A 21,824-nucleotide genomic window follows, 5' to 3' on the forward strand; every position below is an offset into this window, starting at 1 on the left:
CCTGAGCGAATGAATTCGCCGCAACAACTGCGGAAAGTCCCCCCACACAGACGGGGGGACTTCACCTGCTCGGGGGGGGCCAAGGCCGGTGACAGATGCACAGATCCGCGCTGCCAAGGCTCTCCTGAGCGGATGAATCCGCCGCTCGAACAACAGTAAGCCCCGATTATGGCCGCTGACGCGTCCATGATCGGGGCTTCACCTGCACGCCGGGCCGGGTTTCCGGCGTGGACCTGGGGTTTGCCCCCTCTCCCACATCTGTTCGTGGGAGAGGGTGGCGAGCTTTAGCGAGCCGGGTGAGGGCCACAGCGTCCGCCGCGCCGGACTTCTGGTCCGATCACGAAAGAGCCCCGGGCGCATTCCGCGCCCGGGGCTCTTTCGTTTCCTTCGATCAGGCCGCCCCCCGACGGCCGGTGCGGCCGCCGCGTGGATCCACGCGCAGCCGGCGGCGGCGTCCGCGGCGCCGCTTCCATCCGTCCAGCGAAACGACCTTGCTCTCGTTCGCCTCCTCGTCCGCGGCCGCGTCCTCGCGGCCCGCACCCGTGCGGTGCGCGCGCCGCCGTTCGCGCTCCAGTTCCTGCAGCACGCGCTCAGCGGGCGCCTCCCACACCAGCGCCAGCGTGCCGATGAGCGCCGCCATCCCCCGGGCGATGGTGGCGGCGTGCAGCCCGTCACCGCTTTCCATCGCTGCGGGAAGCAGGCAGCTGGGCGCCTCGGGCACGGTGCGGTCGCGGGTGCGCTCCAGCCGCACCGCGGCCGCCGTCACGATGCGGCGCGCGGCGTAGCGCCGCCGGTGCAGCCGCCGGCCGGCGCACAGCCGGTCCAGCTGCGTGCGCCAGGGCTGGTCGCCGGCGGAGCTTTCCGCCAGCAGCAGCATGGCCGCGTAGACCTCCGCGAACACGCGGACGTCGATCTGGCGGACGGTATTCTGATCGAGGGTGGAGAGGTATTCCAGAAAAGCCAGGATGCGCCCGGGACGGGCGAGGAGAAAGAGAACGATTTCCTGGCAGCCCCGCCGCTGGTTGCAGTCGGCGCAGGCGGGAACAATGATGCGGGCGTCTCGTCTGCGTCCCCCGCGTGCCTGCGGGATCACGTGTTCCCGGGTCAAAGGCCGGTCCGGTGCCGCGGGGGCCCGGCAGTACACACATCTTCCGTTTCTGATGCGGTGCTCCAGCTCGCGCTGCAGCGCCCCGCCCGATCCGTGTTCGCGCACGTACGCTCCCGGTCAAAGGAGTGCCGGCCTGCTGGCCGGTGCGGCCCGCGTACCGCCTGCCGTGCGGTGCGCGGGTAGGGGATGTCTGGTCTGCGGAAGTGCTACTTCGGTGCCAAGGATGGCCGCTGCTCGTCACAGCGGCCCCACGTGTACGTATCCGTTGTACCGTGTACCGGTCCTGGTAGTTTCAGCGGGGTGTCCGGGAAAGGAGGAGGGTGGGCACGGGTTGGGTCCCGGCGGCTCCGGACGGGCCGTCGTGCACAATAGGTAGTGTGCCGGGCGCGGAAACGAAAGAGTCTTGTCGCTGGATCCGCCGCCCGGACCGGCGTGGGGGAGCTGGGGGATGAATCGCCGCAACACGGGCGGAAGGTCTCCCCAAACAGACGGGGAGACTGTACCTGCACGTGCGTTCGGATGCCGGTGGGGGTCGCGGAGTCCAGGGCGGCCCCCACCCGGGCCGGCACCACCGGCCCACCCTCGCCAAAAAAGACTGGGGGAGGGTTGCCGGGGCGTGAGGTTTCGGGTGGGGATCCGGGCTCGGCGGGGCGCCTGCAGAGCGACTGAAGTCGCCGCAACAACGGCTGAAAGCCTCACGATACAGCTGTGAGGCTGCTCCCGCTCGGGCGATGAGTTCGATGCCGAACGCAGCCCTCGCGCTGAGGTCTCCCTTACCCCAGGGTTTTCTGGGGGAAGGGTCGGGGATGGGGGCCTCTCTCCGCGGCGCCGAACTTCGCCTCCCGCGCCAATCTGGGGTGTGCCCCCTCTCCCACATCTGTTCGTGGGAGAGGGTGGACGCGTCTCAGCGCGGACGGGTGAGGGCCACAGCCGAGGCGGCAACGATCCCGGGAGAACCGCTCCTTGGCCGCGGGTTCCTCGACCCTACTTGGTCTCGAACCAGCTGTGCCCCACGCCACCGGCCACCTTGAGCGGCACCTTGAGCGTGGCCGCGCCCTCCATGCGCTCCCGCACGAACTCGCGCACCGCGTCCTCGGTTCCGATGGGCGTCTCGAACAGCAGTTCGTCGTGCACCTGCAGCAGCATCTTCGCGGGCACCACGCCGGCCGCGATGTCGTTCTGAATGCGGATCATGGCGATCTTGATCAGGTCGGCCGACGAGCCCTGAATGGGCGCGTTGGTGGCCGCCCGCTCGCCGAACGCCCGCACGTTCCAGTTGCGGGACTGGATCTCGGGAATGTACCGCCGCCGCCCCGTGAGCGTTTCCACGTACCCGCGCGTGCGCGCCAGCTCGATCTGCTCGTCCAGGTAGCGCCGCACGCCCGGAAAGCGCGTGAAGTACGCCTCGATGAACGCCTTGGCTTCCGCCTGGCTGATCCCCAGCTGCTGCGCCAGCGAGAACGGCCCCTGCCCGTAGATGATGCCGAAATTCACCGTCTTGGCGCGGTCGCGCATCTCCTTGGTCACCGACTCCACCGGCACCTCAAAGATCAGCGCCGCCGTCTGCCGGTGAATGTCGGCCCCGGCGCGGAACGCCTCCACGAACGCCTCGTCCTCGGAGTAGTGGGCCAGAATGCGCAGCTCGATCTGGCTGTAGTCCGCGGAAACGAACACGTGCCCCTCCGCGGGGACGAAGCCGCGGCGGATCTCGGCCCCCATCTCCGTTCGGATGGGGATGTTCTGCAGGTTGGGGTCGGTAGATGACAGGCGCCCCGTGGCGGCAACCGTCTGGTTGAACGAGGTGTGGATGCGACCCGTCTCCGGGTTCACCATCAGCGGCAGCGCGTCCACGTAGGTGCCGCGCAGCTTGTCCACGTGGCGGTACTGCATCAGCAGCGTGGGCAGGCGGTGGCCCTGCGCGGCCAGCGCCTGCAGCACGTCCACATCCGTCGACGCACCCGTCTTGGTCTTCTTGATGACGGGGAGCCCCAGCTTGCCGAACAGGATTTCCCGCAGCTGCGGCGTGCTGCCGATGTTGAACTCCTCGCCCGCCTCCGCGTAGATCTCGCGCTCCAGCTGGCTCTGCTGCGCGCGCAGGTCCTCGCTCATGCGCGCAAAGAACGGCTCGTCGATGCGAATGCCGTTGTATTCCATTTCCGCCAGCACGTGCACCAGCGGAAGCTCCACGTCGCGGAACAGGTGGTCCAGCTCCAGCGCCTGCATCTCCGGGCCGAACTTGTCCGCCAGCCGCAGCGTGATGTCGGCGTCCTCGGCGGCGTAGGTGCAGGCGACGTCCAGCTCCACTTCGGCGAACGGGATCTGCGCCTTGCCCTTTCCGGCGACCTCTTCGTACGTGATCGTCTTGTGGTCCAGGTGCTGAAGCGCGAGCGAATCCATCCCGTGCTCGCGCCGCCCCGGCTCCAGGACGTAGCTGGCCACCATGGTGTCGAACGCGATCCCCCGCAGGTCGATCCCCTCGCGGCGGAACACGAGATAGTCGTACTTGAGGTTCTGCCCCACCTTTTCGACCGCGGCGTCCTCCAGCAGGTCCAGCAGCGGCCGCATCTCGGCCGAGTGCAGGTCCGGCAGGTTGCGCAGGACGGCGCACTGCGGGCCGTCCGGCCCCACGACGGGCGTATCGTCGCCCAGCAACTCGCCCTGGTCCGGCCCGCGCGTGCGGTGGCGGAACGGGAGGTAGAACGCCTCGCCTACCACCACGCCGATGCTGATGCCGCACAGCGTGGCCCGCATGGGGTCCTTGCTGTCCGTTTCCGTGTCCACGGCAAAGCGGCCGGCCTCGCGGGCGCGGGCCACGAGCTCGTGCACCTCTTCCGTGGTGCTCAGCAGGCGGTACTCGCCGGCCAGGCGGCTGGGGGCGGAGGGTGCGCCGTCGCCCGCTTCGCCGGTGCTGGCGGGAAGGGAGGCGGCGAACTCGCGGGCCAGCGTGTTGAACTCCAGGTCCAGGAACAGGTCCTTGAGCGCGCCGCGGTCCGGCTCGCGCAGCCGCAGCGCATCCGCATCCAGCTCCACCGCAAGGTCTTCGCGAATGGTCACCAGCCGGCGCGACAGGCGGGCGCTGTCGGCAAAAGCCTCCAGTGCCTCGCGGGCCCGCTTGCTCCTGATCTCCGCCGTGTGCGCGATGATGTCTTCGATGGAGCCGTACTGCTCGATCAGCTGAATGGCGGTCTTGGGTCCGATGCCGCTGACGCCGGGGACGTTGTCGCTGCTGTCGCCGATCAATCCCAGGTAGTCCACCACGTGCCTGGGCGGCACGCCGAGCCGCTCGTGCGCGTTGCGCTCATCCACCCATTCCTCTTCCACCGCCGTGGGGCCGCCGCGGCCGGGGTTCAGCAGGCACACGTGCGGGCGGATGAGCTGGTAGAAGTCCTTGTCGCCGCTCACGATGACCGCTTCCAGCCCCGCATCCACCGCCTTTTTTGCGAGCGTGCCGATCACGTCGTCGGCCTCGTAGCCCTGCAGTTCCAGCACGGGAATGCGGAACGCCTCCACGAGCTGGCGAATGCGGGGGATGGAAAGCGCCAGCTCGTCCGGCATTTTTTCGCGCGTGGCCTTGTACTGGGGGTACATTTCCACGCGTTCGCTGTCGCCCGCGTCGAACACCATGCCCAGGTAGTCCGGCTGGTGCTGGTCGATGATCTTGATGAGAAAGCGCGCCACCCCGAACGCCGCCGAGGTGTTCTCGCCGCGCGACGACACCAGCGGGCGCGAGATCAGGGCGAAGAACGCACGGTAGATCAACGCGTATCCGTCGATCAGGTACAGGCGTTCGCGGGTTTTTTCGGGCTTTTCCACGGGGCGTTCGCAGGCCGGGTCATGGGATGGATGGAGCGCGGGCAATCTACCCGTCCGCACGCGCCGCCGCCAAGCCATGGGTGATCGCGCCGATCCGCCCGTATGGCGCAGAGGCGCGGAGGATGAGGGATCATCCTCATCAGTCCCTATTCCCTATTCCCCATTCCCTATTCCCTGTCGTTACCCGCGGTCCGGGGTTTGCGCCCGTCCCAAGCACCTCCTGACCGGTCTGCCAATGATCCAGCTGCTGTCTCGCTCGTCCAAGGCCCCCGATGCCGTGCCCGGCTTTCCGCTGCGCGCGGCGGCCGTGGACGTGGGCTCCAACGCCATCCGCTTTCTGGCCGCGGAGTTCACCGGGCTCACCACCTACAAGGTCCTCGCCGAGGTGCGCCAGCCCGTGCGCCTGGGCCATGAGGTGTTCCTGAGCGGCAAGCTCGCGCGGTCCGCCATGGAAGCCGCCGTGGAAGCCATCGGCGGGTTCCGCGACCGCATGGAATCGCTCGGGATCGCGCATTACCGCGCGGTGGCCACCAGCGCCACGCGCGAAAGCCGCAACGGCGGCGAGTTCGTGGCCCGCGTGGCGCGCGAAACGGGCATTCAGCTGGAGGTCATCACCGGCCGCGAAGAGGCGCGTCTGGTCTATGAGGCCATTCGCGCCAACACGCCGTTCGGCAAGAAGAAGTGGATGCTGGTGGACCTGGGCGGCGGCAGCGTGGAGGTGTCGCTGGTGGACTCCAGCAGCATTCTGTGGAGCGAGTCGCACACCATGGGCTCGGTGCGCCTGCTGGAAGAGCTGGCCACCTCCGGCGAGGAGCCCGGCCGCTTTCAGCGCCTGCTGGCGGAATACGCGGCCACGCTGCGCATTCCCGTCATCACCAAGCAGTGGAACCCGGCGGGATTGATCGCCACGGGCGGCAACATCGAGGCGCTCGCGCGGCTGGTGGGCGCGGAGCCCGGACGCGGCCGGCTGGCCACGGTGTCGCTGGCGGACCTGCGCGGCGCCATCGACAAGCTGTCGCGCCTTTCGTATCGCGAACGGGTGGAACAGCTTGGCCTGCGCGAAGACCGCGCGGACGTCATTCTCCCCGCGGCGATGGTGTACGAGCGCGTGGCGTCGCTGGCCGGCGCGACGGAGATCCTGGTGCCCGCCGTGGGCCTCAAGGACGGCGTGCTGGTGGACCTGGTGGAGGACCTGACCACCCACGAGGCGCACGAAGACCGCAAGGAGCGCGACGCCGTGGCCGGCGCGCTGGCGCTGGGCAAGCGCTACCTGTTCGATGAAAACCACGCCACGCACGTCGCGCGGCTGGCGGGGTCGCTGTTCGACCAGCTCCAGAAGGTGCATCGGCTGGAAGCCTCCGACCGCCGCATTCTGATGGCCGCCGCGGTGCTGCACGACATCGGCATCTTCATCGGCCACAAGAAGCACCACAAGCACTCGCTGTACATCATTGGCCAGAGCGAAATTCCCGAATTCACGCCGCGGGAAATCGACATCATGGCCAACGTGGCGCGCTACCACCGCAAGGGCACGCCGGCGGTCCACCACGAGCACTTCACCCGCCTGGCTTCGGACGACCGCGAGCGGGTGGTCAAGCTGGCCTCGCTGCTGCGCATTGCCGACGCGCTGGACCGCGAGCATCTGCAGGCCGTCCGTTCCGTGAAGGCGAACACGAGCAAGACCAGGCTCACGCTGGAGCTGGACGGCGAAGGTGACCTGCTGCTGGAGCGCTGGGCCCTGCGCAGAAAGGCGGGCCTGTTCACCGAGACCTTCGGCCTCGAGGTGGAGGTCGCGGGCGAAAAGTCCGAGTAGACGGGCGGCGCGGCGGGTCCCTCCCCGCGCTCTCCGCATTCGCGAGAACGGATGATTTCCGCTCCGCGTTCCGCATGATTTCCGCGCCCGGCGGGTTGCTCCCGCGGCGCACCTCTCCGGCCACCCACGGCTGCATGGCCCGCGTCGTCCTGATCACCAACGACAGCATGCACGGGCGCCGCGTGCTGCAGGCGCTGTGGGAACGCGGCATCGTGCTGGACGCGGCGCTGTATCTTACGGGCGGATATGGACTCCCGGCGCCGCGAGGCGTGGGGTTCATGGGGCGGATCGCCCAGTGGCCGCGTGCCGTCGCCCGAACGGCGCGGCGCCGGCTGCGGTTCGTGCGGGAGCGGCGGGCAGCGTACGCCAGCCGGTGTGCGCGTGTGGTCGGCACGGGCGCGATGAACAGCCCGCGGCTGCTGCGCGATCTGCGCGCGCTGTCGCCGGACTGGATCGTTCTCGGGGGCGGAGGAATCCTGCGCGACGAGGTGATCGCGGCGGCGCGCCTCGGCGTGCTGAACGCGCATCCCGCGCTGCTTCCGTGGATTCGCGGAACCGGCGTCACGGGGCACGCGCTGGAGCACGGGGTCGCGCTCGGTGCCACGCTGCACCGGGTGGATCGCGGGATCGACACCGGCGCCATCCTGCAGCGTCGCTTGATCCCGGTCGGCACGGAAGGCGCCACGCTGGATGCGCTCGAACTGAACTGCCTGCAGCTCGCCGCGGAGATGATGGCCGACGCGGTGCAGGCGATCGTCGGCGGCGGGGAACTGCCGGCGGGCACCCCGCAGTCCGCCCGCTATCCGCTGTTCACCTTTCCCACGGATCACGAAGCGCGGCGGCACCGGGCCCTGCCCGCCGATGTCCGCGCCCGCGCGCTTTTTGACGCGTGGCGCCCGCTGTGCGCCGATCCCGAACGCCTCATCCTCCCCGCCGACCTCGCCACGCCCGCGACGGTGACGCTGCCGCCCGCCAAAGAGCGATAGTTATTTGGAACAACGAACGCCGGCGGAGCACGATGCTCCGCCGGCGTTTTCGTCTGGATACGCGACCGCCGAGCGCGGGCGAGCCTCAGCCCTTCTGCTCCACGTGCCGGCCGAAGTTGTCCAGAATGGCCTGCCACCCCTGCCGCTGCATCTCCGCATCGTTCTGGGTTTCGGCATCGAACGTTTCCCGCACCAGCACCCCGCCCTCCTGCTCGCTGAATTCCACGCTCACCGTGCGCTCGTCGCCCAGGCTGTACTCAATGAGCCGCTGCGGCACGATGCGCGTGTACGTTCCTTCGAAGTCGAAGCCCATACTGCCGTCCCGGGCCTCCATGCGCGACAGGAACGTTCCCCCTTCACGCAGATCGACGGTGCTGCGGGGCGTATGCCAGCTCTCGTGGGCGGTGTTCCACTGCATGATGTCTTCGGGCGAGTTCCACGCATCCCACACCTTGCCCAGGCCGGCCTTTACGAGCGTCTCAACGGTAATCTTCATCGGAGTCTCAAATCGGAGGTGAAAAGCGCTGCACACCCACGCGTCGAACGAGCAGCGCGGAATTCGACACCCGCCTTCGGGGCGGGACAGCGGCTCGGCGGCCGGAGTGCGTGTCGGGGCTGAATCAGGCGAGGGCGGCGCGGGGACCGTACTCGCGGTGGATGATCTCGGCAATGGCGCGGGCGGAGTCCGGGCGGCCGATGCGGCGCGCCTGCGTGGACAGTCGCTCCAGCACCGCCGGGCTCTCAAAGGCGGCCGCGAACGCCTGCCGCATCTCCGCATCCGTAAACGCGCCCAGCGCCGCGCCCTCCGCTACCACCGCGCGCAGGTTCCCTTCTTCCGCGCCGGGGATGGGGCGGGTGAGGAGCAGCGGCTTTCCGAGCGCCAGCGTCTCGCTCACCGTCAGCCCGCCGGGCTTGGTGGCCACGACGTCCGCCGCGGCGATGAACCGCTCCATCCCCCGCACCTCGCCGAACACGCGCAGCCGCTCCGGGTGCGCGCCGCACGAGGCCAGGCGGATGCGTGCGCCCTCGTTGCGGCCGCACACCGCCACGATCTGCACCGCGGGATCCGCCGCGTCCAGCGCCGCCGCGACCGCCTCTTCCACCCCGATCCCCAGCCCGCCCCCCATCACCAGCACGATGGGCCGGTCCATCGACAAGCCGAGTTCCGCCCGTGCATCCGCGCGCGACGGCGCCGCCGTGAACGCGGGGGAGATGGGGATGCCCGTGGCGTGCACCCGGGCGCCCGGCACCCGCCGCGCCAGTTCGTGCCCCAGCGTGTCGGTGGCCACGAAGCAGCGGTCCACGGCCGGCTGCGCCCACACACGGTGCATCTCAAAATCCGTCACCACCAGCCCGAACCGCGGAAAACCGGGGCGCGCCGCCGCCAATTGGCAGGGCAGAAAGTGCGTGCTGACGCAGGCGCTCCAGGGCCGCGACATCAGCAGGCGGCGGAACTCGGCAAAGAGCAGCCGCCGCGCGAGCGGACCCCAGCGCGCGTGGTCCTGTTCGTAGCCGTCCGTCATGCGGTAGATGCCGCCCCACACCTTGGGCGCGCGGGTGACCACGGCCTCGAACATGGAGCCGTAGAAGGCGCGCACCCACCGCGGCGCAATGGAAAGCAGCTCCACCTCCTCCACTGCCAGGTCGGGCGCGTGGACGGCCAGCCCCTGCCGCACGGCGGCGGCGGCGCGCAGGTGCCCGGTGCCGGTCGCGGCGGAAAGCAGCAGCAGGGGAGCGTGCATCGGGCGGTCGCGGGTGGCGGGAAGCGGATGCCGGAAATCTTGGCGGAGCGCGGTCACGGCACCGTCACGCGCACGTTCGGGAAAGGCACCGCGCCGCGCAAGCTCCGCGCAACGCCGATGCCCGCACCGCACCCCGGCGGAGGACGCCTCTGTGCCCCTAACTGGTTACAACGTAGCAGCTTGTCATCCTGAGGAGGCGCCGGCCGAGGTGTCGGCGGCACCGTCCTTTGGCGCCGACGAAGGATCTACTGTCCGCGGGAGAACGGGCGTGCGGGTCGCGACGTTGGCTCCGCGGCAAGTAGATCCTCGACTCCGCGCCACAATCCGGCGCGGTGGAAGGCGCCGTGCAGCGCTTCGCTCAGGATGACAGGGCTTGTGCCCCTAACTGGTTACAACCCAGCAGCTTGTCATCCTGAGGAGGCGCCGGAGGCACTTGCCGCGGCACCCGGCTCTGGCGCCGACGAAGGATCTGCTGTCCCCGTGAGAACGGGCGTGCGGGTCGCGACGTTGGCTCGGCGGCGAGTAGATCCTTCGAGCCCGCGCCACAGTCCGGCGCGGTGGAAGGCGCCGTGCAGCGCTTCGATCAGGATGACAGCGCCCTGCCGCGTAAGCCTGTGCTGTGCGGTGGCGTGCATTATCCCGGTGACGTGGTCGCGGGGTGGATGCTGGCCCTGCTCGCCTTTGCCGCTGCGGGCGCGCCCGGGGCCTGACCTGCATCTGTTCTGGCACGGCGGTTGCCCTTCAGTCGGGCATCGGCGGGCGGAGGCCCAGCCGCGAAACCGAAGTGTGGCTCGTTCAATCGCAATGAAGTACACCTGCGCCCCCCGGCATCGTCCGCGATCCGGGGGGCGACCCGTTGGCGGCGGTTGCGGGCGATGGAAAGCGGGCGGCACCGGACCATCGGCGCCGCCCGCTTCTGTTCATCCACCAAGCCGAAACCGATCAGCCGCCCAGCGTGCGGAGAAGGCGCTCCGCGTCGCGCAGATGCGTGGCCACGGCCGGGCGGATGCGCTGCAACTGCGTGCGCAGCGCGTCGTTGGCCGCGGCCTGAACGAGGCTCTCGTCCAGCGCGTTGAGGAACCAGCGATGCTGCTGCACCTGCACGCGCATGTACTCGCGGTCAAAATCGGCCCCCGTCCGCTGGCCCAGGGGCACCAGCGTGGTGGCGGTGCTCTGCCGCAGTGCCCGGCTGCGCTCCGTTTCGCGCGGGGCGATGCCGGCGCGCTCCAGCGTGGCGCGCATCTGTTCCTCCACCTGCGTGTGCTCCGTCACCATCCGCTGGGCGTAGGTGCGCACCGCCGGTGACTCCGCGCGCTGCACCGCCAGCTGCCCCGTCTCGATCTCCGCGCGGTTGGCGGCAAGCGCGATGTCGGCCACGTCCGGGTTCGCCATCCCGATGGACGCCGCTTGCACCTGCGGATCGGGGAACCCCGGGCCGCACGCCGCGCTGGTGGCAGACACGATGATCGCGGCAAGAACGAGAGGGCGGGCACGCATGCGCAGAGCCTCCGGCGGGCGGAAAAGGATGGGGACACGGCGGCAGACTGCGGATGCCGTGCCACCTACTCGCGGTCGCGCGGGCGCCGCCGCTGCCGCACGTCGCTGAGCAGAATGTCCGTCACCAGCACAAAGCACAGCACCACGGCCGCCACGAACAGCAGCATCGCCAGCCCCGGATAGCCCAGGAGCGTGAAACGCGTGGGCACCTGCATCATCATCGCCGCGGCCAGGATCAGCGCGGCGGCCACCAGCCCCAGGGTGATGCGGTTGCTGATCTTCTGCATCCCGGCCAGCATCCACACCTCTTCCGGCACGCGGACGCGCACCTCCAGCCCCTGGTCGCTCACCGCTTCCAGCGCGCGGTTCAGCCGCCCGGGAAGCTTCTGCACCAGCTCGTTCAGCTCCAGCATGTTGGCGAACACCCGCCCGGGCGAGGCGTTCTTGAGCATGCGGCGGCGCAGCAGGTCGCTCGCGTTGCGGCGGATGGAGGCATTGGGGTCAAAGTCCGGGTCCAGCGTGCGCCCCACCTGGTCCAGCGCCAGCAGTGCGCGGCCCAGCATGGTCAGCTCCACGGGAAGGCGGATGCCGTTTTCCGCCGCGCTGCGGGTCACCTCCAGCATCACCCGGCCCACCTGCAGGTTGCGCGCGCTCCCCGCGTGGGCAAAGTCGCTCACCAGCGCCTGCACGTCGGCGGAGAACAGGTCCGGGTGCGCGCCGGACCGCACCGTTCCCGCCTCCATGGCCGCGTCCGCCGCCTCCTGCCCGTGCCCCTCGCTGATGGCGATGAGCATGCGCACAAGGTGCTGCTGCAGCTCCGGGCTGATGACGCCCACCATCCCCAGGTCCAGCAGCGCGATCCGCCGGTCATCCGTCAGAAACACGTTGCCGGGGTGCGGATCTGCGTGAAAGAAGCCATCCACCAGGATCTGCTTCAGATAGGCGCGGAACAACTCCTCCGCCAGCTCCTCGCCATCCACCTCCAGCCGGGCCAGCGGACTGATCGCCGTAATCTTGCGGCCGCGAACCAGCTCCATCGTAAGCACCCGCGCGCTGGTGAAGTCCTCCACCGGGCGGGGGACGATGATGCGCGGGTACTCGGCCAAGTTGGCGTCCAGCGTGCTGGCGTTGCGCGCCTCGCGCCGGTAGTCCAGCTCCGCCAGCAGGCTGCGGCGCAGTTCATCCAGCGTGCGGCCGAACTCGTACTGGCGACCCGCCCGGGTGTGCCGGTCCATGAACTCCACCACGTCTTCGATGGCGTCCATGTCGCGCACGATCTGCTCGCGAATGCCGGGGCGCTGCACCTTGATGGCGACGGGGCGGCCGTCGCGCAGCACGGCGCGGTGCACCTGCCCCAGCGACGCCGCGGCGATGGGCGTGCGCTCGAACTCCAGGAACGCCTTGCTGACGCGCACGCCCAGCTCCTCGGCGATGATGCGCTCCGCGTCCTCGGAGGGAAACGGCTCCACGCGGTCCTGCAGGCGCGACAGCGCATCGGCGTAGGTGGCGGGGATGAGGTCCGGGCGGGTGCTGAGCAGCTGGCCCAGCTTGATGTACGTGGGCCCCATGCGCTCCAGATCCGCCGCCAGCTCGTCCGCCCGCCGCGGAGCGCCGGGGTCCAGCGCGGCCTCCTCGTCCGGCTGCAGCGCGTCCTCCAGCCCCGCGTTGCGCACCAGGTCGCCGCGGCCGTGCTTCCACAGCAGCGTGGCCATGTCGCGGTAGCGCTTCAGGTGCTCGGGGCGGAGCGAAATGCCCATAAGACGCGTGAGTCGGGGATCCTGCCCGGTTCCCGGGCCGAGTGCCCTGGGTGCCCGGAACGTGCGGATTCTGGAACCCCAAAGCGCAGAAACCGTGCGCGTGCAACGTTTTACGATCCTTGTACAATCGCGCGCACTGTACTGTTTGGCAGCAATGAGGATCTGAACCGCGTCTCTCACGGAGGGCACCGAGGTTCACGGAGAACACGGAACGACACACGGATGTACCGTGACCTCCGTGCGTGCTCCGTGAACTCCGTGAGAGACGCGGTTTCAGTTTCCCTTAACCGAGGACGCGAAACAGCCCGCCCCGATCGCGATCGAGGCGGGCTCTTTCATCCAGCAGAGACGGCGTCAGGCGGGCTGGCTCGCGTTCACCACGGGCGCGTCGTGCGGGCGACGCAGCCTCTGCGTAAGGTCGGCGATCAGCACCTGCGTAAACGCCAGCGGCACCTTGTGTCCCTCGCTGCCGTCGTCGTCCTGGTGCACGCCAAAGTGCGCGGCCTCATAGGTGTCGGGGAACAGCTCGGCGCCCCACGCATCCACCATCTCGCGGTCCACGGTGGCCGCCACGCGCACCGTAAGCTCGCCGCCCTCGCCATCTTCCGAGGTCACGTGCTCGCCAAACCGCCCGCCCAAGCCGTCGCGGCGCACGGCCTCGGCGGCGGCGCGGCGCAGGAGAAGCGTGGTGCGCACCTCGGTGTCGGGCGCGTCCCACTCCGGCACCTCGTAGCGCACCACCAGGTCGGCGCGGTCCGCCTGCGGCAGCACGTACAGCTTGCTGTCCAGCAGGTGGCGGGCGATGGACTTGAGCACCTCCGCCTCGGTGTAGCCGCGCGTCTTGGTGTCGCGCCGCAGCTTCCAGCGAAAGAGAAGTTCCGGCTCCGGGTACAGAAACACGGTCAGGTCGTACGTGGACGCGAGCTCCTCCGTGGGAAAGCCCAGCAGCCCGCGCACCACCACGACCTCTTCCGGCTCCAGCGTGCGCATGGGGCCAAAGCTGCCGTCCGTGTGGTCGTAGCTGCGGTTGCGCACCGGCCGGCCGCGGCGCAGAAGCTGAAGGTGCTCCTGCATGAGCGACAGGTTGTGCACCATGGGGTTCAGCGCGGTGAGCCCCAGCTCCTGCCGCTCGGCGCGGGAGTACCGGTGGTAGTCGTCCAGCTCCAGCGTAGACACGCGCTCCGCGCCGATCAGCTCGCGGACGCCGCGGGCGACCGTGCTCTTTCCGCTTCCCGAGTCGCCGATGATGCCCAGGACGAACGGATGGTGGCGCTCGGCGTCGCCCTGCGCGTCAGACATGGAACGGGTCACTGAGAGTGCCGGCCATGAACGGTCCTCCGATGGATTGACGAGGTGAACGCGACAACCTAGCGCGCCGCCCGCCTTCGCGAAACCGCGCCGATCGGGCCTGATCCTGTACAATGCGCACAGCCGACGGGGCGCCGCGTCCGTTGCGCGGCGTGCCGGCCGGGGCCACTGTGTTCCGCCTGATGAGACCGCGGCGGGCGCGAAAACGCTGTACGGACCTTCCGCGGCGGGATGGATAGAAAACCGTCGGCCCGCCCGGAGTTCCCGCCGCGCCCCCTCCGCGTATTCCGCGCCGCCCGGCGACCCCACGATCCCCAACCGCCCATGACCTACTGCGACGCCGCGCCCGGCCATCCCTGGCACGGGCCGTATCACGATACCGAGTACGGCTTTCCGCTGCGCGGGGATGACGAGCTGTTCGAGCGGCTGGTGCTGGAGATCAACCAGGCCGGGCTGTCGTGGCTCACCATCCTCAAGAAGCGCGAGGCGTTCCGGGCGGCGTTCGACGGCTTTGACTTGGACACCGTGGCCGGATACGGCGGCGTGGACCGCGCGCGGCTGCTGGCGGACGCGGGGATCATCCGCAACCGCCTGAAGGTGGATGCCGCCATCGAGAACGCCCAGCGTATCCAGCAGATCCGCGCGTCGCACGGATCGTTCGCGGCGTGGCTGGATGCCCATCATCCTCTGCCCAAGGCGGAGTGGGTGAAGCTGTTCAAGCGAACCTTCCGGTTCACGGGCGGGGAGATCGTGGGCGAGTTCCTGATGAGCCTGGGGTACCTGCCCGGCGCGCACGTTCCCGAGTGTCCCGTCTACCCCCGCGTGCTGGCCGCCGCGCCCCCGTGGACGCGCACGGGGGATGCGGGGGCGTGAAGCGAGTGCCTGCGTCCGGCGGGGGCCCTCACCCGTCCGCGCCCTCACCCGTCCGCGCCCTCACCCGGCCGCGCTGAGACGCGTCCACCCTCTCCCACGAACAGATGTGGGAGAGGGGGCACACGGCAACGGCGCCCCTCCCCCGGCCCCACCCCCGGCCCCTCCCCGTGCAAACTGCGCACGGAGAGGGGAGGACAGCAGATCCGTGCGCTTCGGACGGTGCCGATGCGGCCGAAGAGGCCCCCTCCCCCCAGCCCCCTCCACCCGCGCCGCGGGAGAGGGGGAGCCTTTCGGCGCCGGGGCGAAGGTCGGCGCGCGTCGCCGGGCCGCGGAGGCCCCACCCCAGCCCCTCCCCGTGCAAACTGCGCACGGAGAGGGGAGGACTTCATACGGCACCCTGCCCCCCGCCGTGCGGTTGAAGCCCCGATCGTGGGCGCGTCAGCGGCCACGAGTCGGGGCTTACCGCTTCTGGAGCGGCGGATTCATCTGCTCAGGACACTCCGCGCGACGCGAAGCCATCCATCCTGCACCGGCAATCCGCCGCCCTCGTGCCGGTGAAGTCTCCCCGTCTGTTTGGGGAGACTTTCCGCCGTTGTTGCGGCGACTTCAGTCGCTCAGCTCCTCCCGGCGGCACCAATCCTCGCCTTTCGCCCCGAAGCTACGAAGCCCGCTCCCGCAAACAGAACGCCCTCCGCGGCATGGCCGGGGAGGGCGTCAACTCATTCAGGAACCGCGCGTCAGGCGGGCGGCTTCTTGCCGGACTTGCGACGGCGGGCCGGCTTTTCCTCGGGGTACGGCTGCTCGCGGGCGTACTCCTCTTCCAGCCGGCGCAGCAGCCACTTCTCCAGCGCCGCTGCCGTGGGGCGATCGGGGTCCGCCTGCCGCAGCGCCTCGAACTCGGCGCGCACGGCGTCCCGGGCAGCCTCCAGCCCGCGGGGAAGCTGCAGCTTCAGCTGGCCGGCGACGGGCCGCGAGTCCCCTTCGGCGGCGGACAGCTTCTGCCGCTCCAGAAAGAGGTTGCCCATGCGGCGCCGCGTGCGCTCGTGCGGACGGTCCGTTTCGCCGTTGACGAACTTGCGCAGCGCCTCGTGCCCCAGACCGACAAGCGCGGAGGCATCGCGCAGGTTCGTCTCCAGCACGAGCTCGTGCATGAAGCTGCGCATTTCCTCCAGTCGCACCGAGCGCCACTCGTCGTCGAACGAGATGGCGGGGACATCGCGACCATTTTGTCCACTAAGCGTTTTGGCACACTGGAGATTCTAGACGCTCGTTCGTACCCGCGCAAGAGCGGCCAAGAAGTGGTAATAGTGGACAAGTACGGACAACTTGGAGCAGTGGCTGAATGCACGACAGGGCAGCGCCGCGGCCGACGGAAACCGTCGCCGGGCGCTGCCCCGCGGTGCGAACGGCCGGCGCCGCGCGGGCGCCGTCCGCAAGCGAACTAGTCGTCGTCGTCGTCGCTGTCGGACTCGAAGCCCATGGCTTCTTCTTCAATCTGGTCGGTGAGCGTGGAACCCCAGGCGCTCTCCAGAAGGCGGCGCACCTTGGGAAAGCGGTGCATCACCTCGGCCATCTCCGGCGTGACGAAGATTTCCAGCACGTCGGCGCGCTTGTACTCGGTCGTCGATTCCTCGTCTTCCAGGAACGACTTCAGTTCTTCGATCAGGTCGCGCAGGTCGCTGAGCATTTCGCTGGGAAAGTGCCCCTCGTCAAGCGCCACCGCCGATTCCACCCAGTCATGCACCTGCGACACGAGCGAGTCGAACCGCTCTTCCACCCTCGAATTGCTCATTCCGGTCTTTCGTTGCTTGGCTCACGTTCCGTCGGCGCCGCCCGGCCGGTGCGCCCGGTCCGCCGCCCTCACCTGGCCGCATGTTCGCGCGGCGCGACACAGCGTAAAATGCAGTCGCGGCGCGGTCAAGTGTTCCGCGCGCACAATGATGCCCGCCCGCGGCAACCGCATGCCCCCGGCGCGGCTTCAAATGACCCGTTCGCCGTCCCTTCCCGCCACCGCCGCGCGCCATGACGCCGCTGATTGAGCTGCAGCAGATCCGCCGCACCTACACCTCGCACGACGTGCCCACGCGCGCGCTGGACGGCGTGGACCTGCGCGTGCACGCGGGCGAGTACGTGGCCGTGGCGGGCCCGTCCGGCTGCGGAAAAAGCACCATGCTGGCCATTCTGGGCCTGCTGGACGCGCCGGACGAGGGCGCGTACCTGCTGAACGGGCGCGCCGTGTCCGTGCTCGCCGCCGCCGAGCGCGCGCGGGTGCGCAACCGCGAGATCGGCTTCGTGTTCCAGGCCTACAACCTGATCGGCGATCTCACCGTGCGCGAGAACGTGGAGCTTCCGCTGGTCTACCGCGGCATGCCGGCGGCGGAGCGGCGGGCGCGTGCGGAGGCGGCGCTGGAGCGGGTGGGGATGGCGGACCGCATGGAGCACCTGCCCGGCGAGCTTTCCGGCGGCCAGCAGCAGCGCGCCGCGGTAGCCCGGGCCATCGCGGGCGAGCCGCCGCTTCTGCTGGCGGATGAGCCGACGGGCAACCTGGATTCGGCGAACGGCGAAGCGGTAATGGAACTGCTGGCCGAGCTGCACGCGGAGGGCACGACGGTGTGCCTGGTGACCCACGATCCGCGCTACGCCGGGCACGCGCATCGTACGGTGCGGCTCTTTGACGGGCGCGTGGTTTCGGATGAGGTGCGGGGGAACGGCAGGGAACAGGGAATAGGGAATAGGGAATAGGGAATAGGAACAACAAAGGATCTCGGATTCTCTCCCTTCCGTCGTTCCTCCTCTGTGCCTCTGTGTGAAATTGAGTCGCTGTTCCCGCCGTGACCTCCGTGATTGTTGTGAGAAGCGGCGATCGCAAAGCGAGGTACCACAACAAACTGTGCCGCCGCCCGATGCATCCGGGCTGGCGGCACAGTCTCTTCCATGACGGTCCGCGAGGTCAGCGCGGCTCAGTCGTCATCGTCGTCGTCGGCGAAGTCCTCGTCATCCTCGTCGAGGTCGTCGTCATCGTCGTCCAGCAGGTCGTCGTCGTCCTCCAGGAGATCGGGATCCTCCTCCTCGTCGTCGTCATCCGAACGGTCGAACAGGCGCTCCTCCCAGCCCTCGTCCTCATCGTGCAGCCCGCGCCGCGCAAATACCTGCATCGTTCCAGTGCCCATCGTCGTTGCTCCGTTTGCGTGAAAAGGGAGAGGAGAATCCGCGTCTCCGGCCACCGTGGGCCAGGATCGCACGAAGGTCCCGCGGGTTGAGCACCTGCCACCGCCATGCCCGCGCACGGCGCGAGCCGAAGATTTCACAAACCACGTACCGAATCAAGCCCCTGCGGTTCCCGCCCGTCCCGCCCCGCGCCCGCCCGCACGGTCCGGGCCGCGGTGTGGCGCCTACCTTTGCGCCGGCGCGGCCAGCAGGTTCAGAATGAGCGGGGTGACGCTCAGCTGCGTGGGCCGGGCGCCCACGGCAGCCTGCACCCGGTCGCGCACGGCGGTGCCGCTCATCCCCACGCGCGCCACCAGCAGCGGAATCTCGCTGTCCTGCCGCGTGGGGCTGCCGTGCCAGCTCTGGTAGCGCCCGCTGAAATAGTAGCGCTGCTCCAGCGGAAGGTGCATCCCCGTTCGCGCCAGCAGCAGTACGTCTCCCGCGTGGTTGCCGTAGGGGCCGGCGGCCAGCCCCGCCAGGCGCCGTTCCAGGTCCAGCAGTTCGGGGCGCGGGTGGTCCCTCAGCCAGTCGCCCACCGGAACGAGTCGCGTTCCGTTCCACACCTGAAACGGGAGCGCGTCCCGGCCGGCCGGCCGCGGTTCGCGCGCCAGGATCAGGTCCAGCGCGCCCCGCAGTTGCGGCACGCCCGCCCCCGTGCGGTTGGCCGCATCAAAGGCGCGCACCACGGGAAGCACGTCTTTCGCCATGCGCGGCGGACGGCTCCAGTCGCAGCGGCTGCCGGGGCGCGGGCAGGCCGAGCGATCGGCCAGATACACGTATGCGAACGCGCCCTGGTACGCAACCACGGACTGAAAGTCCTCTTCGGACTCTTCCAACTCCAGGTGCAGCGCACGCGTGCGGAACCCCGCCTGGCGCAGCACCTCCGGCGGCTCGTCTGCCCCTTCGGCGCCCAATGCGTGCAGGTCGTCGGAGAGCACGGGGGTGTGGCCGTGGTCCGCCACCACCACGATCCAGGTGTCGTCCAGCGCACCCGCCTGCCGGTACGCCTGCAGCACCGCGCCGATCTGCCGGTCCACCACGTTGCCCAGGTAGCGCAGCTGGTCCTGCAGCGGATTCGGGGCCACGTGCGTGAACAGGTCCACGCCCGGAAAGTAGATGACCTGGAGGTCCGCCACGCCCCGCTCGCGAATGCTGCCGAGCAGGCTGGCCACCGCCGACACGTCCAGCTCTTCGTACGCCTCCTGGCTGGGGGAATCGTTGCCTCCCAGCCCGCGCGCCGCCTCGCCTACCATGGCGCCGTAGCGTTCCGGCTCCGGAACCGTGAGCAGGTCGGCGCCGCGGTGGTACGCCTGCAGCGAAACGTACGACCGAACCTCCGCTCTCTCGTAGAGCGTGGGCACCTTGAGCACGCGCCCCATCAACTGGTCGGTGTAGACCTGCAGGGCGTCCTCATTCTGCGTGACCGACACCGGGGCGGGAGCGTAGAAGCGCCGCTCTTCGCGCGCGAACCACTCGTTGCCGGGCACGCCCGTCTCCCCGGCCGGCGCGCCGGTAAAGAGCGATGCCCACGCCGCGTAGGTGGTGGACGGAAGGATGCTCAGCACCCCCGGCTGCGACCAGCCATGCTCGAAAAGCCCGCTGTCCGCGCGCGCGGCGCCCAGCACCGACGAGAGGTGGGGAAGGCGGCCGCCGGCAATGGCCTGCCGCAGCATGGACTCCCCCACGCCGTCCAGGGCCAGAACCAGGACGCGCGGTCCGGGCCGGGCGGGGCGGAGGGGTTCCCGCAGCAGCTTTTCACCCCCCTGCGCAACCAGTTCCGCCATTTCGCGCACGGTTCCGCCGGAGCGGCGAAAGTGCCAGAGCCCGCCGGCCACGACCAGCGCGGCCACTGCGGGGATGATCCAGACGCGCCTGCGCATGGCGATGGAGGGGGACGGGGAGAAGGGAAATCGCGGGAAGGGGAGGGAAACGGCGCGGGTCCGCAGGGAGCATGCCCCGCGGACCCGCGCCGGTCACGTCATCATCGTGCGGATGGAGGTCAGGCCGCGGTACCCACCGCGACGGCGTCCTCGTCTTCCATCAGCGCGGCGGAAAGCAGCGCCAGGTGCTGCGGCGTGCAGTACAGCCGGATCTCGCCCCGCTCGCCGGCGCGCACCCGCTCGCGCGTAAAGCAGACGACCCGCCGCTCGGCGCACAGGCGGTCGAGCGCGCGGGCCGCGCGGGGTACGTCAGCAAGTCCTTCCACGCCTTCGCCTTTGCGCTTCCACGAAAGGTGAAGGGCTACTTCTTCGGCGCTCACGGCGTCGTGCACCGTGGGGTTGAACTGGTCTTCGTCCAGCGTCTCAATCACCAGCTCGCGGTCGCGAAGGTAGCGGTACGCGTCGCGCGCGTCCTTTTCGCACCGGTCGTCGCAGGGCACCGGGCTGGCGCGAATCTCCACGAGTTCGCAGCAGTCGCTGCCCACCACCATCTTTTCGTCGCCGTGCTTCCAGCGGTCCATGGCCGACGCTTCCGCCAGCTTGCGGTTGGTCGCATCCACCGCGTAGCGGATCGTCTGGCGGAACGTGATCTCCACCTCGTAGCGCTTTTGGTCCATCCTCGCCTCTCCGGGGGTGACTCAGAACGCGGGCCTCTGGGGCCGATGGGCGGTGCGCAGTGGGCCGCGTACGGCGGCGCCAATGCCATTATCGTGCTCAACCGTGCTACAGGCTGCTGTGGCAATATAACCGCGAAATGGCGATAGGTGTCTTGGGGATTTGTTCGGGTTGGCGGATTGGGCGCTGCGGCCCACCCCAAGCGGCCACCGGCAGCACATTTCCGCGCCGCTGCTGAGGTTGCGGATGACTGCCCCCGTTGCGCGGCGGCGATCGCCTGACGAGGTTTCATTCGCGCGGGATGCCGCGGATGGGATTCACGGATCCGGACCCGCCCGGAGTGCCGACGAGGAGGATCAGGGATGAAGATGCCCGTGCATCGCCGGCGGCCCACCGTTCCGTTCGGCCCGTGGCGCATTGCGCTGGACCTGGAGGGGACGCGCGCGATCGCGGCCGCACCGGCGCTGGCGCGCGGATGCCGGTGCGCGTGGTGCCGCAACTGGGCGGCGGCGTGGAACCGCGTGCTTCCGCCCGACGTGGCGAGTGCGCTGCGCCGGCTGGGCATCGATCCCGCCGATCCCACGGACCTGTACGCGACCCGCCCGTTCACGACAGACCGGAAGGCGGCGGACCGGACGCCCGCGACGACGCAGTACAGCGTCTTTTACCACTGCGTCGGCGTGGTGCGCGACGGGCCGGCTCTGTACCGCTCAGACGCCGTGCTCGAGACGGACAGGCTGCACCAGTTCTACCCGCTCCGTTCCGGTCCCACTCGGCTGGATGTGTCGGTGGCGCCGCAGCGGCTGGTCTACCACTTCCCGTTCAAGCCTCCCCTGCGGGAGCCCATCCCGGGACTGATCGAGGTCTGCTTCTGGACTGACGTACCGTGGCTGCTGGACGAGGAGCACCCGCACGTGGCGGAGGCCCGCAACCGGCCCAGGGAGCCGGTGGTCTGGGCCGGCGGCCGGCTTCGGCCCGCGCGCCAGCGGCGGGCGCGCAGCGCACCCAACCCTTTCTGACCCGCGGACCTGCATGTCGTACAAGAACACCTTCATCCGCGTTGCGCCGGACTGCCCGGTGTCGCACAGCGTGGTTCCCGAGCCGCGCGCGGGGCAGAAGACCGTGCCGCTGCTGCAGTACGAGCTGCTCGCCTCCGCCCCGTACA

General features: G+C 69.6%; 19 protein-coding genes. 7 read left to right on the forward strand and 12 right to left on the reverse strand.

Annotation, left to right across the window (positions count from 1 at the left end; genetic code table 11):
- Positions 1–391: 391 nt before the first annotated feature.
- On the reverse strand, positions 392–1,213 hold the full coding sequence (locus VF665_RS03835; protein ID WP_331052084.1) for an HNH endonuclease: 822 nt from the start codon (positions 1,211–1,213) through the stop codon (positions 392–394).
- 879 nt (positions 1,214–2,092) lie between these two features.
- The gene (polA, locus tag VF665_RS03840; protein ID WP_331052085.1) at positions 2,093–4,921 is read right to left on the reverse strand and encodes a DNA polymerase I; all 2,829 of its coding nucleotides are present in this window, start codon (positions 4,919–4,921) and stop codon (positions 2,093–2,095) included.
- 235 nt (positions 4,922–5,156) lie between these two features.
- Here polA and VF665_RS03845 point away from each other — a divergent pair, with 235 nt between their 5' ends.
- Positions 5,157–6,734: a Ppx/GppA phosphatase family protein gene (locus tag VF665_RS03845; RefSeq protein WP_331052086.1), complete on the forward strand. Its 1,578-nt coding sequence runs from the start codon at positions 5,157–5,159 to the stop codon at positions 6,732–6,734.
- A 134-nt stretch (positions 6,735–6,868) separates the two neighbouring features.
- Positions 6,869–7,720 carry a formyltransferase family protein gene (locus VF665_RS03850; protein WP_331052087.1) on the forward strand — a complete coding sequence of 284 codons (852 nt, stop codon included), beginning with the start codon at positions 6,869–6,871 and terminating at the stop codon, positions 7,718–7,720.
- A gap of 85 nt (positions 7,721–7,805) precedes the next feature.
- Here the strand turns inward: VF665_RS03850 and VF665_RS03855 are convergent, their stop codons facing one another.
- Positions 7,806–8,216, reverse strand: coding sequence for an SRPBCC family protein (locus tag VF665_RS03855; RefSeq protein WP_331052088.1), 411 nt, complete (start codon positions 8,214–8,216; stop codon positions 7,806–7,808).
- A gap of 124 nt (positions 8,217–8,340) precedes the next feature.
- On the reverse strand, positions 8,341–9,462 hold the full coding sequence (locus VF665_RS03860; protein ID WP_331052089.1) for an MGDG synthase family glycosyltransferase: 1,122 nt from the start codon (positions 9,460–9,462) through the stop codon (positions 8,341–8,343).
- 569 nt (positions 9,463–10,031) lie between these two features.
- On the opposite strand from VF665_RS03860, the gene VF665_RS03865 reads away from it, so the two are divergent.
- A complete protein-coding gene (locus VF665_RS03865; protein WP_331052090.1) occupies positions 10,032–10,172 on the forward strand; it encodes a hypothetical protein in 141 nt (46 codons plus the stop codon).
- Between the two features lie 232 nt (positions 10,173–10,404).
- Here VF665_RS03865 and VF665_RS03870 read toward each other — a convergent pair whose 3' ends face one another.
- The 3 genes from VF665_RS03870 to VF665_RS03880 form a co-directional block, all read right to left on the reverse strand.
- Complete coding sequence (locus VF665_RS03870) at positions 10,405–10,959, reverse strand: DUF4142 domain-containing protein (protein WP_331052091.1); 555 nt, start codon at positions 10,957–10,959, stop codon at positions 10,405–10,407.
- A 65-nt stretch (positions 10,960–11,024) separates the two neighbouring features.
- Entirely contained in the window at positions 11,025–12,716 is a 1,692-nt protein-coding gene (locus VF665_RS03875; RefSeq protein WP_331052092.1) for an AarF/ABC1/UbiB kinase family protein, read from the reverse strand.
- 354 nt (positions 12,717–13,070) lie between these two features.
- On the reverse strand, positions 13,071–14,015 hold the full coding sequence (locus tag VF665_RS03880) for a hypothetical protein (RefSeq protein WP_331052093.1): 945 nt from the start codon (positions 14,013–14,015) through the stop codon (positions 13,071–13,073).
- Positions 14,016–14,348: 333 nt separating this feature from the next.
- Here VF665_RS03880 and VF665_RS03885 point away from each other — a divergent pair, with 333 nt between their 5' ends.
- The gene (locus VF665_RS03885; RefSeq protein ID WP_331052094.1) at positions 14,349–14,897 is read left to right on the forward strand and encodes a DNA-3-methyladenine glycosylase I; all 549 of its coding nucleotides are present in this window, start codon (positions 14,349–14,351) and stop codon (positions 14,895–14,897) included.
- Positions 14,898–15,634: 737 nt separating this feature from the next.
- Here VF665_RS03885 and VF665_RS03890 read toward each other — a convergent pair.
- Both VF665_RS03890 and VF665_RS03895 read right to left on the reverse strand, forming a co-directional pair.
- A complete protein-coding gene (locus tag VF665_RS03890; protein ID WP_331052095.1) occupies positions 15,635–16,075 on the reverse strand; it encodes a hypothetical protein in 441 nt (146 codons plus the stop codon).
- A gap of 263 nt (positions 16,076–16,338) precedes the next feature.
- Positions 16,339–16,689, reverse strand: a complete 351-nt coding sequence (locus VF665_RS03895) for a hypothetical protein (RefSeq protein ID WP_331052096.1) — start codon at positions 16,687–16,689, stop codon at positions 16,339–16,341.
- 230 nt (positions 16,690–16,919) lie between these two features.
- Here VF665_RS03895 and VF665_RS03900 point away from each other — a divergent pair, with 230 nt between their 5' ends.
- Positions 16,920–17,639 (forward strand): ABC transporter ATP-binding protein, encoded by a 720-nt coding sequence (locus VF665_RS03900; protein ID WP_331052097.1) that lies wholly within the window; start codon positions 16,920–16,922, stop codon positions 17,637–17,639.
- A 218-nt stretch (positions 17,640–17,857) separates the two neighbouring features.
- On the opposite strand, the gene VF665_RS03905 is transcribed toward VF665_RS03900, so the two are convergent.
- The 3 genes from VF665_RS03905 to VF665_RS03915 all read right to left on the reverse strand — a co-directional run bounded on the left by VF665_RS03905 (position 17,858) and on the right by VF665_RS03915 (position 20,661).
- On the reverse strand, positions 17,858–18,067 hold the full coding sequence (locus VF665_RS03905) for a hypothetical protein (RefSeq protein WP_331052098.1): 210 nt from the start codon (positions 18,065–18,067) through the stop codon (positions 17,858–17,860).
- A 222-nt stretch (positions 18,068–18,289) separates the two neighbouring features.
- Positions 18,290–19,984, reverse strand: a complete 1,695-nt coding sequence (locus tag VF665_RS03910; RefSeq protein ID WP_331052099.1) for an alkaline phosphatase family protein — start codon at positions 19,982–19,984, stop codon at positions 18,290–18,292.
- A gap of 119 nt (positions 19,985–20,103) precedes the next feature.
- The gene (locus VF665_RS03915; RefSeq protein ID WP_331052100.1) at positions 20,104–20,661 is read right to left on the reverse strand and encodes a hypothetical protein; all 558 of its coding nucleotides are present in this window, start codon (positions 20,659–20,661) and stop codon (positions 20,104–20,106) included.
- A 360-nt stretch (positions 20,662–21,021) separates the two neighbouring features.
- Between VF665_RS03915 and VF665_RS03920 the strand changes: the two genes are divergently transcribed.
- Both VF665_RS03920 and VF665_RS25850 read left to right on the forward strand, forming a co-directional pair.
- Positions 21,022–21,678 carry a hypothetical protein gene (locus VF665_RS03920; RefSeq protein WP_331052101.1) on the forward strand — a complete coding sequence of 219 codons (657 nt, stop codon included), beginning with the start codon at positions 21,022–21,024 and terminating at the stop codon, positions 21,676–21,678.
- 13 nt (positions 21,679–21,691) lie between these two features.
- A partial coding sequence (locus VF665_RS25850; RefSeq protein ID WP_349263094.1) for a DUF6157 family protein occupies positions 21,692–21,824 on the forward strand: 133 nt, incomplete at its 3' end.

It is taken from the genome of Longimicrobium sp. (assembly GCF_036387355.1).
GTDB lineage: Bacteria > Gemmatimonadota > Gemmatimonadetes > Longimicrobiales > Longimicrobiaceae > Longimicrobium.